Raw genomic sequence first — 17,147 nt, 5'->3', positions numbered from 1 at the left:
CATGGAGGTATTGTGTATGGTTGACAAACAAGTCATTGAAGAAATCAAAAACAATGCCAACATTGTGGAAGTCATAGGAGATGTGATTTCTTTACAAAAGGCAGGACGGAACTATCTAGGGCTCTGTCCTTTTCATGGTGAAAAAACACCTTCTTTCAACGTTGTAGAGGACAAACAGTTTTACCACTGTTTTGGTTGTGGTCGATCAGGTGACGTCTTTAAGTTCATCGAGGAGTACCAAGGGGTTCCCTTTATGGAGGCTGTCCAAATCTTAGGTCAGCGTGTTGGGATTGAGGTTGAAAAGCCGCTTTATAGTGAACATAAGCCAGTTTCGCCTCACCAAGCTCTTTATGATATGCACGAAGATGCTGCCAAATTTTACCATGCTATTCTCATGACAACGACTATGGGAGAAGAGGCCAGAAATTACCTTTATCAGCGTGGTTTGACAGATGAAGTGCTCAAACATTTTCGGATTGGTTTAGCACCTCCAGAACGCAACTATCTTTATCAACGTTTGTCTGGTCAGTATCGTGAAGAGGATTTTCTAGATTCAGGATTGTTTTATCTCTCGGATGCCAATCAATTTGTAGATACATTTCACAATCGGATCATGTTTCCCCTGACAAATGACCAGGGCAAGGTCATTGCCTTCTCAGGTCGTATCTGGCAGAAAACGGATTCACAAACTTCTAAGTATAAAAATAGCCGATCGACTGCAATTTTTAACAAAAGTTACGAATTATATCATATGGATAGGGCAAAAAAATCTTCTGGCAAAACCAGTGAGATTTACCTGATGGAAGGATTCATGGATGTCATTGCAGCCTATCGGGCTGGAATCGAAAACGCTGTGGCGTCCATGGGAACAGCCTTGAGCCGTGAGCATGTTGAGCATCTGAAAAGGTTAACCAAGAAGTTGGTTCTGGTATACGATGGCGATAAGGCTGGGCAAGCTGCGACATTGAAAGCACTGGATGAAATTGGTGATATACCTGTGCAAATTGTCAGCATGCCTGATAACTTGGATCCAGATGAGTATCTACAAAAAAATGGTCCAGAAGACTTGGCCTATCTATTAACGAAAACTCGTATTAGTCCGATTGAGTTTTACATTCACCAGTACAAACCTGAAAATAGTGAAAATTTGCAGGCTCAGATTGAGTTTATTGAAAAAATAGCTCCCTTGATTGTTCAAGAAAAATCTATTACTGCTCAAAACAGCTATATACATATTTTAGCTGACAGTCTGGCGTCCTTTGATTATGCCCAGATTGAGCAGATTGTTAATGAGAGTCGTCAGGCACAAAGGCAGAATCGCATGGAAGGTATTTCCAGACCGACGTCAATCACTATGCCTGTCACCAAGCAGTTATCAGCTATTATGAGAGCAGAAGCTCATCTACTTTATCGAATGATGGAATCTCCTCTTGTTTTGAACGATTACCGTTTAAGGGAAGACTTTGCATTTGACACACCTGAATTTCAGGTCTTATATGACTTGCTTGGCCAGTATGGAAATCTTCCTCCGGAAGTTTTAGCAGAACAGACAGATGAAGTTGAAAGAGCTTGGTACCAAGTCTTAGCTCAGGATTTGCCTGCTGAGATGTCACCTCAGGAACTTAGTGAAGTAGAAATGACTCGAAACAAGGCTCTCTTGAATCAGGACAATATGAGAATCAAAAAGAAGGTGCAGGAAGCGAGCCATGTAGGAGATACAGACACAGCCCTAGAAGAATTGGAACGTTTAATTTCCCAAAAGAGAAGAATGGAGTAATAATGGCAACAAAACAAAAAGAAGTAACAACATTTGATGTACAAGTAGCAGAATTTATCCGTAATCATAAACAAAAAGGGACAGCAACTGATGATGAAATTAATGCAAGTCTGGTGATTCCTTTTACCTTGGATGCTGATGGGATTGAAGATCTCTTGCAACGAATTCAGGATGCAGGGATTTCTATCACAGATAACGAAGGAAATCCAAGTGCGCGTGTTCTTAGCACTGAAGAAGAGCCAGAACTCAGTGATGAGGACTTGATTGGTTCAACTTCGGCTAAGGTTAATGACCCTGTCCGTATGTACTTGAAAGAAATCGGGGTCGTACCTCTCTTGACCAATGAAGAGGAAAAAGAATTGGCGCTTGCTGTTGAAGCTGGTGATATCGAAGCCAAACAACGTCTTGCGGAAGCCAACCTTCGTTTGGTTGTTTCTATTGCTAAACGCTATGTCGGCCGTGGTATGCAGTTCCTTGACTTGATTCAAGAAGGGAATATGGGCTTGATGAAGGCAGTTGATAAGTTTGACTATTCTAAAGGATTTAAGTTCTCAACTTACGCAACTTGGTGGATTCGTCAGGCTATCACTCGTGCCATCGCTGATCAAGCTCGTACCATCCGTATCCCAGTTCACATGGTTGAAACCATTAACAAATTGGTTCGTGAACAACGTAATCTCCTTCAAGAATTGGGACAAGATCCAACACCAGAACAAATCGCTGAACGTATGGATATGACCCCTGACAAGGTTCGTGAAATCTTGAAGATTGCCCAAGAACCGGTATCCCTTGAAACTCCTATCGGTGAAGAGGATGATAGCCACCTTGGGGACTTTATCGAAGATGAAGTGATTGAAAATCCAGTGGACTATACAACTCGTATCGTTTTGCGTGAGCAGTTGGATGAGGTCTTGGATACTCTTACAGACCGTGAAGAAAATGTTTTGCGTCTGCGTTTTGGGCTAGATGATGGTAAAATGCGTACCCTTGAAGATGTGGGTAAAGTCTTTAACGTGACTCGCGAGCGTATCCGTCAGATTGAAGCTAAAGCTTTGAGAAAACTACGCCAACCAAGTCGCAGCAAACCGCTTCGTGATTTTATTGAAGACTAAGAGTGAGGATGAATATGGCTTATACAGAAGAGCAAATTGAAAACATCAAAACACGAATTTTATCAGCCTTGGAAGAAGTTATTGACCCTGAGTTGGGAATCGATATTGTCAATCTTGGTTTGATCTATGAAATTCGTTTTGACGGTGACACAGGTCAAACAGAGATTGATATGACTTTGACAACTATGGGTTGTCCCCTAGCAGACCTTTTGACGGACCAGATTTATGATGCTATGACAGAGGTACCAGAAGTAACAGATACTGAGGTCAAATTGGTTTGGTATCCAGCCTGGACTGTTGAAAAAATGAGTCGCTATGCACGTATTGCCCTAGGCATTAAGTAAACACATAAAAACATGTGAGAGATTATTGGAAAAGCGAGGAAATTTCCCCCTCTTTTCCTCTAGTCTCTCCTTTCTTTTGCTGATTTTATTCAAAGAAAATGATATAATAGTAGTTATGGAAAAAAAGAAATTACGCATCAATATGTTGAGTTCAAGTGAGAAAGTAGCAGGACAAGGAGTTTCAGGTGCCTACCGTGAATTAGTTCGTCTTCTTCACCGTGATGCCAAGGACCAATTGATTGTTACAGAAAATCTTCCAATAGAGGCAGATGTGACTCACTTTCATACAATTGATTTCCCCTATTATTTATCAACATTCCAGAAGAAACGATCAGGAAGGAAAATTGGCTATGTGCACTTCTTGCCTGATACACTTGAGGGGAGTTTGAAAATTCCGTTTTTCTTAAAGGGAATTGTGAAACGCTATGTATTTTCTTTTTACAACCGGATGGAGCACTTGGTGGTGGTCAATCCTATGTTTATCGAGGATTTGGTGGCAGCTGGTATTCCACGTGAAAAAGTGACTTATATTCCTAACTTTGTAAACAAGGAAAAATGGCATCCCCTTCCACAAGAAGAGGTAGCGAGACTGCGTACAGAGCTAGGTCTTAGTGACAATCAGTTTATCGTAGTAGGTGCTGGTCAAGTTCAGAAACGCAAAGGGATTGACGATTTTATCCGTCTGGCTGAGGAATTGCCGCAAATTACCTTTATCTGGGCAGGTGGTTTCTCTTTTGGTGGTATGACAGATGGTTATGAACGCTACAAGAAAATCATGGAAAATCCCCCTAAAAATTTGATTTTTCCAGGTATTGTATCGCCAGAGCGGATGCGCGAATTGTATGCCCTAGCGGATCTTTTCTTGCTTCCTAGTTACAATGAACTCTTTCCTATGACTATCCTAGAAGCTGCCAGTTGTGAAGCTCCGATTATGTTGCGTGATTTAGATCTTTATAAGGTAATTTTGGAGGGCAATTATCGGGCGACAGCAGATAGAGAAGAGATGAAAGAAGCTATTCTGGAATATCAAGCGAATCCTGATGCTTTAAAAGATTTGAAAGAAAAAGCTAAGAATATTTCTAGAGAGTATTCTGAAGAGCATCTCTTACAAATCTGGTTGGATTTTTATGAGAAACAAGCCGCTTTAGGGAGAAAGTAAAAAGTGAGGTAATCTATGCGAATTGGTTTATTTACAGATACCTATTTTCCTCAGGTTTCTGGTGTTGCGACCAGTATTCGAACCTTGAAAACAGAACTTGAAAAGCAGGGGCATGCTGTTTTTATCTTTACGACGACAGATAAGGATGTCAATCGCTACGAAGATTGGCAAATCATCCGTATTCCAAGTGTTCCTTTCTTTGCTTTTAAGGATCGCCGCTTTGCCTATCGAGGATTCAGCAAGGCGCTTGAAATTGCTAAACAATATCAACTGGATATTATCCATACTCAGACAGAATTTTCTCTTGGCTTGTTGGGAATTTGGATTGCGCGTGAATTGAAGATTCCAGTCATCCATACCTATCACACCCAATACGAAGACTACGTGCATTATATTGCTAAGGGGATGTTGATTCGTCCTAGTATGGTCAAGTACTTAGTAAGAGGTTTCCTGCATGATGTGGATGGGGTTATTTGCCCGAGTGAGATTGTCCGAGACTTGCTATCTGACTATAAGGTCAAGGTTGAAAAAAGGGTCATTCCAACTGGGATTGAATTAGCCAAGTTTGAGCGTCCAGAAATCAAGCAAGAAAATCTAAAAGAACTGCGTAGTAAATTAGGGATTCAAGAGGACGAACAGATGTTGCTGAGTCTTTCCAGAATTTCTTATGAAAAAAATATTCAAGCAGTATTAGCAGCTTTTGCAGAAGTTCTGAAAGAGGAAGACAAGGTTAAACTGGTAGTTGCCGGGGATGGCCCTTATCTGAATGACCTTAAAGAGCAAGCCCAGAAACTAGAGATTCAAGACTCTGTTGTCTTTACAGGGATGATTGCTCCTAGTGAGACGGCTCTTTACTATAAGGCAGCGGATTTCTTCATCTCAGCATCGACGAGTGAGACGCAGGGTTTGACATACTTGGAAAGCTTGGCCAGTGGAACGCCAGTTATTGCTCACGGAAATCCTTATCTGGACAATCTGATCAATGATAAGATGTTTGGAACATTATACTACGGTGAACATGATTTGGCTGGGGCTATTTTAGAAGCCCTGATTGCAACGCCAGACATGAATGAGCATACCTTATCAGCTAAATTATACGAGATTTCAGCTGAGAACTTTGGAAAACGGGTGCATGAATTTTATCTGGATGCTATTATTTCAAATAATTTCCAGAAAGATTTAGCAAAAGATGATACGGTCAGCCAGCGTATCTTTAAGACAGTTTTGTATTTACCGCAACAGGTGGTTGCTGTGCCTGTAAAAGGCTCTAGACGAATGCTGAGGGCTTCAAAAACACAGTTAATCAGCATCAGAGATTATTGGAGAGACCATGAAGAATAGAAAGAGGAATAGCTATGAAAAAACAATTGATGAGAAGTGGTAGTGATCAAAAAATTGCTGGAGTATGTGCTGGGGTCGCAAATTATTTTGATATGGATCCTACTATTGTTCGTGTAATATGGGGTGTTCTTGCATTTTGTTATGGGGCAGGAATTGTAGCTTATATCATTTTATGGATTATTGCGCCGGTAGCAAGTGACTATTGAAAACTAGCTGAATTCATGCTAAGATAATAGAAAATAGAATGTAACGAAGGAGATAAAAATGGCATTTGGAGATAATGGAAAACGTAAAAAAACTATGTTTGAGAAATTAACCTTGCTTATCGTACTTATCATGTTAGTAGCAAGTATTTTGGGTATTTTTGCAACTGCAATTGGTGCCCTCAGTAATCTATAAAATAGATTCAAGAAAATTTTGTGACTGGGATTTCCCAGCCCTTTTTTAAAGTGAGAAGAAAAAAATGAGTATGTTTTTAGATACAGCCAAGATCAAGGTCAAGGCTGGTAATGGTGGCGATGGTATGGTTGCCTTTCGCTGTGAAAAATATGTCCCTAATGGCGGTCCTTGGGGTGGTGACGGTGGTCGTGGAGGTAATGTAGTCTTCGTTGTAGACGAAGGTCTACGTACTCTCATGGATTTCCGCTATAATCGCCATTTCAAGGCTGATTCTGGTGAGAAAGGAATGACCAAAGGGATGCATGGTCGTGGTGCTGAGGACCTTAGAGTTCGAGTACCACAAGGTACGACTGTGCGTGATGCTGAGACAGGCAAGGTCTTGACAGATTTGATTGAACACGGTCAAGAATTTATCGTTGCCCACGGTGGTCGTGGTGGACGTGGAAATATCCGCTTTGCAACACCAAAAAATCCTGCACCGGAAATCTCTGAAAATGGAGAACCAGGTCAGGAACGTGAGTTACAATTGGAATTAAAAATCTTGGCAGATGTTGGTTTAGTAGGCTTCCCCTCTGTTGGGAAATCAACACTTTTAAGTGTTATCACCTCAGCTAAGCCTAAAATTGGTGCCTACCACTTTACGACAATTGTGCCAAATCTAGGAATGGTTCGTACCCAATCAGGTGAATCCTTTGCAGTAGCTGATCTACCAGGTTTGATTGAAGGAGCTAGTCAGGGAGTCGGTCTGGGAACTCAGTTCCTCCGTCACATCGAGCGTACACGTGTCATCCTTCACATCATTGATATGTCAGCTAGTGAAGGGCGTGATCCATATGAGGATTATCTTGCTATCAATAAAGAGCTAGAGTCATACAATCTCCGTTTGATGGAGCGTCCACAGATTATCGTAGCCAATAAGATGGATATGCCTGAGAGTCAGGAAAATCTTGTAGAATTCAAGAAAAAATTGGCTGAAAACTACGATGAATTTGAAGAGTTACCAGCTATTTTCCCAATTTCTGGATTGACCAAGCAAGGTTTGGCTACGCTTTTGGATGCTACAGCTGAATTGCTAGACAAGACACCAGAATTCTTGCTCTACGACGAGTCAGATATGGAAGAAGAAGCCTACTATGGATTTGATGAGGAAGAAAAAGCCTTTGAAATTAGTCGTGATGACGATGCAACATGGGTACTTTCTGGTGAAAAACTCATGAAACTCTTTAATATGACCAACTTTGATCGTGACGAATCAGTCATGAAATTTGCTCGCCAGCTTCGTGGTATGGGGGTTGATGAAGCCCTTCGTGCGCGTGGTGCTAAAGATGGGGATTTGGTCCGCATTGGTAAATTTGAGTTTGAATTTGTAGACTAGGAGACTGATATGGGAGATAAACCGATATCTTTCCGAGATGCGGATGGTAATTTCGTTTCTGCCGCAGATGTTTGGAATGAAAAGAAATTGGAAGAACTATTTAATCGTCTCAATCCAAATCGTGCCCTGAGATTAGCACGAACTAAAAAAGAAAATCCATCTCAGTAAAGAATATAACAAAATTCCGTGCCACATCAGACACGGAATTTTCTTATTCTTCAAAGAAAAATGGTGGAGCGAATTTTTTCAGTTCTTCAAAGCATCTTTGAGCAGCTTCTGCATCTTCGCAGATGACAAGGCAGACATCATCACCACAGAGAGTAGCGATAGCGTCAGAGAAACTTAATGCATCAATGATAGAACCAAAGGATTGCGCAAGTCCAGGAAGGGTTTTAAGGAGGACTTGGTGTTGAACGGGACGCATCAAGACAAGAGCATCTTCCATGTAGATTTCGAGACGTTTCTCCCATTTTGAGATAGAGCCTGTATTGAGCACGTAGTAAGAGTTGTCTTCTTCACGTACTTTTGAGAGGTTCATACTTTTAATATCTCTCGAAAGTGTAGCTTGTGTAACTTGAATATCATTATCGGCAAGAAGAGCTTGTAGCTCAGCTTGAGTATGAATCTTGTTTTTCGTTACAAGAGCTCGTATGAGTTGGTGTCGGTGTTCAGATTTATTCATAAAATGTTACTCCTTGTACTGGGTACAGAAAGCGTGGACGGAACGAAATCGTCAGTCGGGTGGTAAGCGGTATTGTCACGTATGATGATTTCAAAGTCAGTAGTATAGGACTAAATGGAGAAAATCCCACTCTTTTAACTTGTCACTAGTTGAGTGTAGATGAATTGGGTATCTATCCGTTTATCTACATTGGTGTCCTCTACTAACAGTAAATCATTCAATTAGGGTAGCCTTTTGTCACGACTTATTGTGAATTTATGATTAATGTTAATTCACAAAGATTTTTCAACATGTGGTGTGGTAGCGAGTATTATTAATGAGTACACATGTTGGTTAGGGTTTTAGTATCTTTTGTCAAAGCTTCCGTGTAGACCTATCATAAGCCTATATCGGGATTGCATTTGATACCAAGTGTATGTTTGTTTCAACTGTTCAAGTGGAAATCTTCCATATAGAAAGTCTGATATATTATGCCTTTTGACAAGGTAGGATAAGAGTAGACTGTTCAAGATCAACAGTCAGGTGGTAAGCGGTGTTATCACGGATTGTGATTTCAAAGTCAGTAGTATAGAGTACTAAACGAAGAGTATCTCCTTCTTTTAACTTGTAAATAGTCGGTTGCAGTTCAAACTGGATATCCATCCATTCATCTGCCTTAATATCCTCTACTAACAGTAAATCATTTCTATTTTGTAAATTGAGGTAGCCTTTTGTCACGACTCGTTGTGTATTTTCACGAAAAGGCAATTCGTTGAGATTTTCCAACATATGGTAGCGACCGTTGTCAATGGTTCTAGCACTTAAAACAGCTGGATAAGGTTGCAGGTATTTCTTCTGTCCAAATTCTAGCAGTTGGGCAGATAAGAGCCCCTTATTTATACTGGATTTGATACGAAGATTGAGTTGGGCACGACCGTTCAAGTGAAGATCTTTGGTTACAGGAAGGTCAATAGTAATCTGATTGGTTTTTCCTTGATAGAGTTCTGTATTGAAGGTCTGGTAGGTCTTACCATAGCGCTCAAAATCCTTATCTGGGTACTGGTTTTGAATGACTTTCTCTTCTTGACCAAGTGAGAAGGTTTCAAAGTTTTCTTGCCCACCGAAGGTATCAAGTGATAGCCAAGTCTGAGGGGCTGTATTGTCCTGCCAAATGACAGTAGGAAGTTGGAAATCTGTATCTTGTCCCAGTAATTTCTTTGTCAATAAGGCGTTCATGGACTCACGGAAGTCAATGGACTGCCAGTTGTTCATGTACACATGGGCGCCATTATGGAAAAAGAGATGCTTGTTTATATGAGCAGGAAGGGCGTGAAACATCTGGTAAACATGAAGTGGTTTGACATTCCAATCCTGTGAACCATGAGTAAAGACAACCTCTGCCTTTACCTTATGGGCATTGAGCAGATAATTGCGATCATGCCAAAATTGATTGTAGTCACCAGATTTGCGATCTAACTGCTCTTTTACTTTTTCTAAGTCAGCTTGGTGAGCCTCATTACCACGGATATAGTCACCAGCCAAGAGATTACGAGAGTAGGTTAGTTCAGCAAGGGAGTCAAAGTCCTCACCTGGATAACCACCTGGGCTAGTTACTAGACCGTTTTCACGGTAGTAGTTGTACCACGAAGAAATACCAGCCTCGGCAATAATAACCTCTAAACCATCTACACCTGTAGTCGCAAGACCATTGGACATGGTACCTAGATAGGAAAGTCCAGTTGTAGCTACTTTTCCGTTTGACCAGTCAGCCTTGACTTGACGTTGGCACGTGTGGTCGGTAAAGGCACGGCAACGGCCATTGAGCCAGTCGATGACATTTTTATAAGCCTCGATTTGCTGGTAGTCCCCATTAGTCATGAAACCAGTAGAGTCTTTGGTACCGACACCTGAGACATAGAGATTAGCAAAACCTCGTGGAAGGAAGTAGTCGTTGAGAGTATAGCTAGCGTTGATGTGCGTTAGCTTTTCCTCAGCTTCTGACACAAGCTCAGCTTGACCTTGGGGTTGGACGAGATTTAGTTGAGGTTCCTCTAGCTCAATCTTGTGAGCAGGTTTAACCTCGAGATTGCCCTCCATCTTGTAAAGAGCTTTATCGCTGGCTTTATCATTTGTTCCCTGATGATAGGGACTGGCAGTCATGATAGCAGGAATTTGGCCGTCATAACGAGGACGAATAATGCTGACCTTGACTAGGTCTGGTAGACCTTTTTGGTCAGTATCGACACGAGACTCAACGTAAACGACTTCGCGAATGGCATCATGGCTAGAAAAGGTAGCCAAACTCTTGCCGTTAAAGTAGTGATAGTCATTATCCTCAGGAATAAGACCATCACTGACAAGTTGGTCGATAAGAGTGTTCCCCTTTTTGGTGCGAGTATTGAGTAACTGATAGAGATTTTCAATCAAGTCACCATATACAATAGGAAATCCAGACTCTTTACGAAAAACATCACTGTCTTCAAAGTCAACCAAATAAGAAAAACCTAAAAGTTGAAAGGCTACAGTATAGAAAATATCTGCAGTCAACTCTTTATCTGATTGAAAAAATGTCAGTAAGTCAGTTTCTTTATCAACTGCTAAACTGGATAGAGGATAGGTGCTATCTTTAAAATTAAAAAAGAAACGAATGAGAAACGCTTCAAGCATTTTTTTATTTGTGATGTTGACTGGTAAATCAAACCCGTACTTTTTTAATTCAAAGATAATTGTATCTCTAGGTAGCGCTAAATAGCTGAATTGATTAAAACGCATAAAACCTCCTATTTATGAAATATATTACATTTATTATATCAAAAAATAGAGAGAAAAGAAACTATAAAAATTAACAGAAATTATAATAAATAAAAATGAGTATTTATGAAATAAACATGTAAAATGATAAGCCTAAATACAAAAATATTAGTGATACTGTTAAAAATCGTGCAAGGATTGTCTAGTCAACTATGATTTGAGCTATTAGATATTAAAGCATCAGTAATAGTAATAGAAATTTTAAGAAAATGGTATAATATAGTGAGAACGATAGAGGAGAAGTGTAAATTGATCGCACAACTAGATACAAAAACAGTCTATAGTTTTATGGAGAGTGTCATTTCGATTGACAAGTATGTGAGAGCAGCAAAAGACTATGGCTACACTCATCTGGCTATGATGGATATTGACAATCTTTACGGGGCTTTCGATTTTCTAGAGGTTACAAAAAAATACGGCATTCATCCTTTGTTAGGGCTTGAAATGAATGTGCTTGTAGATGATAAGGATGTGAATTTGCGCTTTCTTGCTCTATCTAGTGTAGGCTATCAGCAGTTGATGAAGCTTTCAACAGCCAAGATGCAGGGGGAGAAAAGTTGGTCAGTTCTATCTCAGTATCTAGAGGATATTGCGGTAATTGTGCCTTATTTTGAAGAGCTTGAGTTGTTAAATCTAGGCTGTGATTACTATATAGGGGTTTACCCGGAAACACTAGCAAGCGAATTTCACCATCCTATTTTGCCATTGTATCGGGTCAACACATTTGAAAGTAAGGATAGAGAAGTTCTTCAAGTATTAACAGCGATTAAAGAAAATCTACCGCTCAGAGAAGTTCCTTTGCGTTCGAGACAAGAGGTTTTTATATCAGCAGGTTCTTTAGAGAAACTATTCCAAGAACGTTTTCCTCAAGCCTTGGAAAACTTAGAAAAGCTTATTTCAGGTATTTCTTATGACTTGGATACTAGTTTAAAATTGCCTCGTTTTAATCCTGCTAGGCCAGCAGTAGAAGAGTTGAGAGAACGTGCTGAATTGGGGCTTGCTCAGAAGGGGTTGGCTGGTAAAGAATATCAAGACCGTCTAGACCAAGAATTGGCTGTTATTCATGATATGGGCTTTGATGATTATTTCTTGGTTGTCTGGGATTTGTTGCGTTTTGGACGTTCGAATGGCTATTATATGGGAATGGGACGAGGTTCCGCAGTTGGTAGCTTGGTTTCCTATGCTTTAGACATTACAGGGATTGACCCAGTAGAGAAAGATCTGATTTTTGAACGTTTCCTCAATCGTGAACGCTATACCATGCCTGATATTGATATTGATATTCCTGATATTTATCGTCCAGATTTTATCAGGTATGTTGGTAATAAATATGGCAGTAAACATGCGGCTCAAATCGTTACTTTTTCTACCTTTGGGGCCAAGCAAGCTTTGCGAGATGTCTTGAAGCGCTTTGGTGTGCCAGAGTATGAATTATCTGCAATTACCAAGAAAATCAGTTTTCGTGATAATCTTAAGTCAGCCTATGAAGGGAATCTCCAGTTTCGTCAGCAAATCAATAGTAAGCTAGAATATCAAAAAGCCTTTGAAATTGCTTGCAAGATTGAGGGCTATCCAAGACAAACCTCTGTCCATGCGGCTGGTGTTGTAATCAGTGACCAAGATTTGACGAATTACATCCCTCTAAAGTATGGTGACGAAATTCCGCTGACTCAGTATGATGCTCATGGAGTTGAAGCTAGTGGACTTTTGAAGATGGATTTTCTGGGACTAAGAAATTTGACCTTTGTTCAGAAAATGCAAGAGTTGCTTGCTGAAACAAAAGGTATTCACCTTAAAATTGAAGAAATAGATTTGGAAGACAAAGAAACTCTATCTCTTTTTGCATCTGGCAATACAAAAGGTATCTTTCAATTTGAACAACCTGGTGCTATTCGCTTGCTCAAACGTGTGCAACCAGTCTGTTTTGAAGATGTCGTAGCAACTACTTCCCTAAATAGACCAGGTGCTAGTGATTATATCAATAATTTTGTGGCAAGAAAACATGGGCAGGAAGAAGTGACTGTTCTCGATCCAGCTCTGGAGGATATTTTGGCTCCAACTTATGGCATTATGCTCTATCAGGAGCAGGTTATGCAGGTTGCTCAGCGATTTGCTGGATTTAGTCTTGGGAAGGCCGATATTTTGCGTCGAGCTATGGGTAAAAAGGATGCCTCTGCCATGCATGAGATGAGGGCTTCCTTTATTCAAGGCTCCATAGAAGCTGGTCATACTGTGGAAAAAGCAGAGCAGGTTTTTGATGTTATGGAGAAGTTTGCAGGTTATGGTTTTAACCGATCTCACGCCTATGCCTACTCAGCCTTGGCCTTCCAGTTGGCTTATTTCAAAACACATTATCCAGCCATTTTTTATCAGGTCATGTTGAATTCTGCCAACAGTGATTATGTAACAGATGCCTTAGAAGCAGGTTTTGAAGTAGCCCCATTGTCCATTAATACTATTCCTTATCACGATAAAATTGCTAACAAGTCTATCTATCTAGGTTTGAAATCGATTAAGGGGCTCAGCAAGGATTTGGCGCTTTGGATTATTGAACATAGACCTTATTCTAATATTGAAGATTTTTTAGCTAAACTACCTGAGAATTATCTGAAACTTCCTCTGCTAGAACCTTTGGTAAAAATTGGTCTTTTCGATTCATTTGAAAAAAATCGTAAAAAAGTATTCAATAATTTAGCTAATCTATTTGAATTTGTGAAAGTGTTAGGAAGCTTATTTGGAGAGAGCATTTATAGTTGGCAAGATTCGGAGGACTGGACGGAGCAAGAAAAATTCTACATGGAACAAGAGCTTCTAGGAGTAGGCGTCAGCAAACATCCTCTACAAGCTATTGCAAGTAAGGCTATTTATCCGATTACTCCTATTAGTAATTTGTCAGAAAATAGCTATGCTATTATCTTGGTTGAGGTTCAGAAGATAAAAGTAATTCGTACCAAAAAGGGTGAAAATATGGCCTTCTTACAGGTAGATGACAGTAAGAAAAAATTGGATGTTACACTTTTTTCAGATTTATATCGACAGGTTGGTCAGGAAGTAAGAGAAGGAACCTTCTACTATATTAAAGGGAAAGTCCAGTCACGTGACGGTCGTCTGCAAATGATTGCACAAGAAATAAGAGAAGCAGTTGCTGAGCGCTTTTGGATTCAGATGAAAAATCATGATTCAGATCAAGAAATTTCGAGAATTTTAGATCAATATAAAGGCCCAATCCCAGTCATCATCAGGTATGAAGAGGAACAGAGAACGATTGTTTCTCCCCATCATTTTGTAGCTAAATCAACTGAATTAGAAGCGAAATTAGCTGGAATCGTTATGAAAACGATTTATCGCTAAAATTACGGAAAATAGAAGAATTTTCCAATTAAATGTGATATAATCAGTAAGAATGTTAAAAGAAAAAGGAGCATAACCAATATGAAACGTATTGCTGTTTTGACTAGTGGTGGAGACGCCCCTGGTATGAACGCTGCCATCCGTGCAGTTGTTCGTCAAGCAATTTCAGAAGGAATGGAAGTATTTGGTATCTATGATGGATATGCTGGTATGGTTGCTGGTGAAATTCATCCCCTAGATGCGGCTTCAGTAGGAGACATCATTTCTCGTGGTGGTACTTTCCTTCACTCAGCTCGCTACCCAGAGTTCGCTCAACTTGAAGGGCAACTTAAAGGGATTGAGCAATTGAAAAAACACGGGATTGAAGGTGTAGTTGTTATCGGTGGTGACGGATCTTACCACGGTGCTATGCGTTTGACTGAGCATGGCTTCCCAGCTATCGGTCTTCCAGGTACAATCGATAACGATATCGTTGGTACTGACTTTACAATCGGTTTTGACACAGCGGTTACGACTGCTATGGACGCTATCGATAAGATTCGTGATACGTCATCAAGTCACCGTCGTACTTTTGTTATCGAAGTTATGGGACGTAACGCTGGTGATATCGCTCTTTGGGCTGGTATTGCAACTGGTGCTGATGAAATCATCATTCCTGAAGAAGGATTCAAGATTGAAGATATCGTTGAAAGCATTAAATGTGGTTATGAGTGTGGTAAAAAACACAACATCATCGTCTTGGCAGAAGGTGTGATGTCTGCAGCTGAATTTGGTCAAAAACTAAAAGAAGCTGGAGATACAAGCGACCTTCGTGTGACAGAACTTGGACATATTCAACGTGGTGGTTCTCCAACTGCGCGTGACCGTGTTTTGGCATCACGTATGGGTGCACATGCTGTTAAACTTCTTAAAGAAGGTATCGGTGGTGTTGCGGTTGGTATCCGTAACGAGAAAATGGTTGAAAACCCAATTCTTGGAACTGCAGAAGAAGGAGCATTGTTTAGCCTTACTGCAGATGGTAAGATTGTGGTTAACAACCCACACAAGGCTGACCTTGAGCTATCTAGCTTGAATAAGAGCTTGTCATAATTTATAATTTTGTTAAAAAGACCAAAAAGGTCATATATAAAGGAGTCACAAAAATCATGAACAAACGTGTAAAAATCGTCGCAACTTTGGGACCTGCGGTAGAAATCCGTGGTGGTAAAAAATTCGGTGATGACGGATACTGGGGTGAAAAACTTGATGTTGAAGCTTCAGCTAAAAACATTGCTAAATTGATTGAAGCTGGTGCTAACACATTCCGTTTCAACTTCTCACACGGTGACCATCAAGAACAAGGTGACCGTATGGCAACTGTTAAACTTGCAGAAAAACTTGCAGGTAAAAAAGTTGGTTTCCTTCTTGATACAAAAGGACCAGAAATCCGTACTGAATTGTTTGAAGGAGATGCAAAAGAGTACTCTTACACAACTGGTGAAAAAATCCGTGTTGCGACTAAACAAGGAATCAAATCAACTCGTGATGTGATTGCATTAAACGTTGCTGGCGCTCTTGATATCTATGATGATGTTGAAGTTGGTCGTCAAGTTTTGGTTGACGATGGTAAACTTGGTCTTCGTGTGGTTGCTAAAGATGACGCAACTCGTGAATTCGAAGTTGAAGTTGAAAACGATGGCGTAATTGCTAAACAAAAAGGTGTTAATATCCCTAACACTAAAATTCCTTTCCCAGCTCTTGCTGAACGCGATAACGACGATATCCGCTTTGGTCTTGAACAAGGTATCAACTTCATCGCGATTTCATTCGTACGTACTGCAAAAGATGTGAACGAAGTTCGTGCAATCTGTAAAGAAACTGGAAACGGACACGTTCAATTGTTCGCTAAAATTGAAAACCAACAAGGTATCGACAACTTGGATGAAATCATCGAAGCTGCTGATGGTATCATGATCGCTCGTGGTGACATGGGTATCGAAGTACCATTCGAAATGGTTCCAGTTTACCAAAAAATGATCATCAAGAAAGTCAATGCTGCAGGTAAAGTTGTTATCACAGCAACAAACATGCTTGAAACAATGACTGAGAAACCACGTGCAACTCGTTCAGAAGTATCAGACGTATTCAACGCTGTTATCGACGGTACTGATGCTACAATGCTTTCAGGTGAGTCTGCAAACGGTAAATACCCACTTGAGTCAGTAACTACAATGGCTACAATCGACAAGAACGCTCAAACTCTTCTTAATGAATACGGTCGTTTGAACTCAGATTCATTTGAACGTAACTCTAAGACAGAAGTAATGGCTTCAGCTGTTAAAGATGCTACTAACTCAATGGATATCAAATTGGTTGTAACTCTTACTAAGACAGGTCACACTGCACGTTTGATTTCTAAATACCGTCCAAATGCTGACATCTTGGCCTTGACATTCGACGAATTGACAGAACGTGGATTGATGTTGAACTGGGGTGTTATCCCAATGTTGACAGATGCTCCATCTTCAACTGACGATATGTTCGAAATCGCTGAACGTAAAGCAGTTGAAGCAGGTCTTGTACAATCTGGTGACGATATCGTTATCGTAGCTGGTGTACCAGTTGGAGAAGCTGTACGTACAAACACAATGCGTATCCGTACAGTACGTTAATTAAAATGGAAAAAAACCTATCATATCACGCTTTCTAGCCTGTATGATAGGTTTTTTTGTAGCAGGGGGCAAAAAATGGGCAAAACTTTGTAAGAAACTCAGTTACCAATAAATCCTATTCAGCTAATATAATTGAAAATGATGGAAAAAAGGGTGAATTTATGAT

General features: G+C 40.2%; 14 protein-coding genes. 12 read left to right on the top strand and 2 right to left on the bottom strand.

Features of this window, described 5'->3' with window-relative positions; all coding sequences use genetic code 11:
* Positions 1-16 precede the first annotated feature (16 nt).
* The 9 genes from dnaG to KB197_RS06065 all read left to right on the top strand — a co-directional run bounded on the left by dnaG (position 17) and on the right by KB197_RS06065 (position 7,675).
* Positions 17-1,777 carry a DNA primase gene (gene dnaG, locus KB197_RS06105; RefSeq protein WP_049516625.1) on the top strand — a complete coding sequence of 587 codons (1,761 nt, stop codon included), beginning with the start codon at positions 17-19 and terminating at the stop codon, positions 1,775-1,777.
* Between the two features lie 2 nt (positions 1,778-1,779).
* Positions 1,780-2,889 carry an RNA polymerase sigma factor RpoD gene (gene rpoD / locus KB197_RS06100; RefSeq protein WP_000201903.1) on the top strand — a complete coding sequence of 370 codons (1,110 nt, stop codon included), beginning with the start codon at positions 1,780-1,782 and terminating at the stop codon, positions 2,887-2,889.
* Positions 2,890-2,903: 14 nt separating this feature from the next.
* Entirely contained in the window at positions 2,904-3,233 is a 330-nt protein-coding gene (locus tag KB197_RS06095) for a metal-sulfur cluster assembly factor (protein WP_000331925.1), read from the top strand.
* A gap of 115 nt (positions 3,234-3,348) precedes the next feature.
* The gene (cpoA, locus tag KB197_RS06090; RefSeq protein ID WP_043901736.1) at positions 3,349-4,392 is read left to right on the top strand and encodes an alpha-galactosylglucosyldiacylglycerol synthase; all 1,044 of its coding nucleotides are present in this window, start codon (positions 3,349-3,351) and stop codon (positions 4,390-4,392) included.
* 15 nt (positions 4,393-4,407) lie between these two features.
* Complete coding sequence (locus KB197_RS06085; protein WP_212573996.1) at positions 4,408-5,733, top strand: glycosyltransferase family 4 protein; 1,326 nt, start codon at positions 4,408-4,410, stop codon at positions 5,731-5,733.
* Positions 5,734-5,747: 14 nt separating this feature from the next.
* Complete coding sequence (locus KB197_RS06080; protein ID WP_161800596.1) at positions 5,748-5,939, top strand: PspC domain-containing protein; 192 nt, start codon at positions 5,748-5,750, stop codon at positions 5,937-5,939.
* A 58-nt stretch (positions 5,940-5,997) separates the two neighbouring features.
* Positions 5,998-6,132 carry a DUF4044 domain-containing protein gene (locus tag KB197_RS06075; RefSeq protein WP_000863852.1) on the top strand — a complete coding sequence of 45 codons (135 nt, stop codon included), beginning with the start codon at positions 5,998-6,000 and terminating at the stop codon, positions 6,130-6,132.
* Between the two features lie 64 nt (positions 6,133-6,196).
* Complete coding sequence (gene obgE, locus KB197_RS06070; RefSeq protein WP_212573997.1) at positions 6,197-7,507, top strand: GTPase ObgE; 1,311 nt, start codon at positions 6,197-6,199, stop codon at positions 7,505-7,507.
* A 9-nt stretch (positions 7,508-7,516) separates the two neighbouring features.
* Complete coding sequence (locus tag KB197_RS06065; RefSeq protein WP_001808548.1) at positions 7,517-7,675, top strand: hypothetical protein; 159 nt, start codon at positions 7,517-7,519, stop codon at positions 7,673-7,675.
* Between the two features lie 43 nt (positions 7,676-7,718).
* Here the strand turns inward: KB197_RS06065 and KB197_RS06060 are convergent, their stop codons facing one another.
* Both KB197_RS06060 and KB197_RS06055 read right to left on the bottom strand, forming a co-directional pair.
* The gene (locus KB197_RS06060; protein WP_020902899.1) at positions 7,719-8,189 is read right to left on the bottom strand and encodes an arginine repressor; all 471 of its coding nucleotides are present in this window, start codon (positions 8,187-8,189) and stop codon (positions 7,719-7,721) included.
* A gap of 468 nt (positions 8,190-8,657) precedes the next feature.
* Complete coding sequence (locus KB197_RS06055) at positions 8,658-10,940, bottom strand: Xaa-Pro dipeptidyl-peptidase (RefSeq protein ID WP_212573999.1); 2,283 nt, start codon at positions 10,938-10,940, stop codon at positions 8,658-8,660.
* 288 nt (positions 10,941-11,228) lie between these two features.
* Here KB197_RS06055 and KB197_RS06050 point away from each other — a divergent pair, with 288 nt between their 5' ends.
* The 3 genes from KB197_RS06050 to pyk all read left to right on the top strand — a co-directional run bounded on the left by KB197_RS06050 (position 11,229) and on the right by pyk (position 16,981).
* The gene (locus tag KB197_RS06050) at positions 11,229-14,330 is read left to right on the top strand and encodes a DNA polymerase III subunit alpha (RefSeq protein WP_212574000.1); all 3,102 of its coding nucleotides are present in this window, start codon (positions 11,229-11,231) and stop codon (positions 14,328-14,330) included.
* A gap of 81 nt (positions 14,331-14,411) precedes the next feature.
* Complete coding sequence (gene pfkA, locus KB197_RS06045; protein WP_000820863.1) at positions 14,412-15,419, top strand: 6-phosphofructokinase; 1,008 nt, start codon at positions 14,412-14,414, stop codon at positions 15,417-15,419.
* Positions 15,420-15,475: 56 nt separating this feature from the next.
* Positions 15,476-16,981, top strand: a complete 1,506-nt coding sequence (gene pyk / locus KB197_RS06040; RefSeq protein ID WP_004259601.1) for a pyruvate kinase — start codon at positions 15,476-15,478, stop codon at positions 16,979-16,981.
* The last annotated feature ends 166 nt before the right edge of the window (positions 16,982-17,147 follow it).

It is taken from the genome of Streptococcus sp. 11-4097 (assembly GCF_018215285.2).
Lineage (GTDB): Bacteria > Bacillota > Bacilli > Lactobacillales > Streptococcaceae > Streptococcus.
Note: the sequence above shows the minus strand (reverse complement) of the source record. Positions and strands in the feature narration are given on the sequence as shown.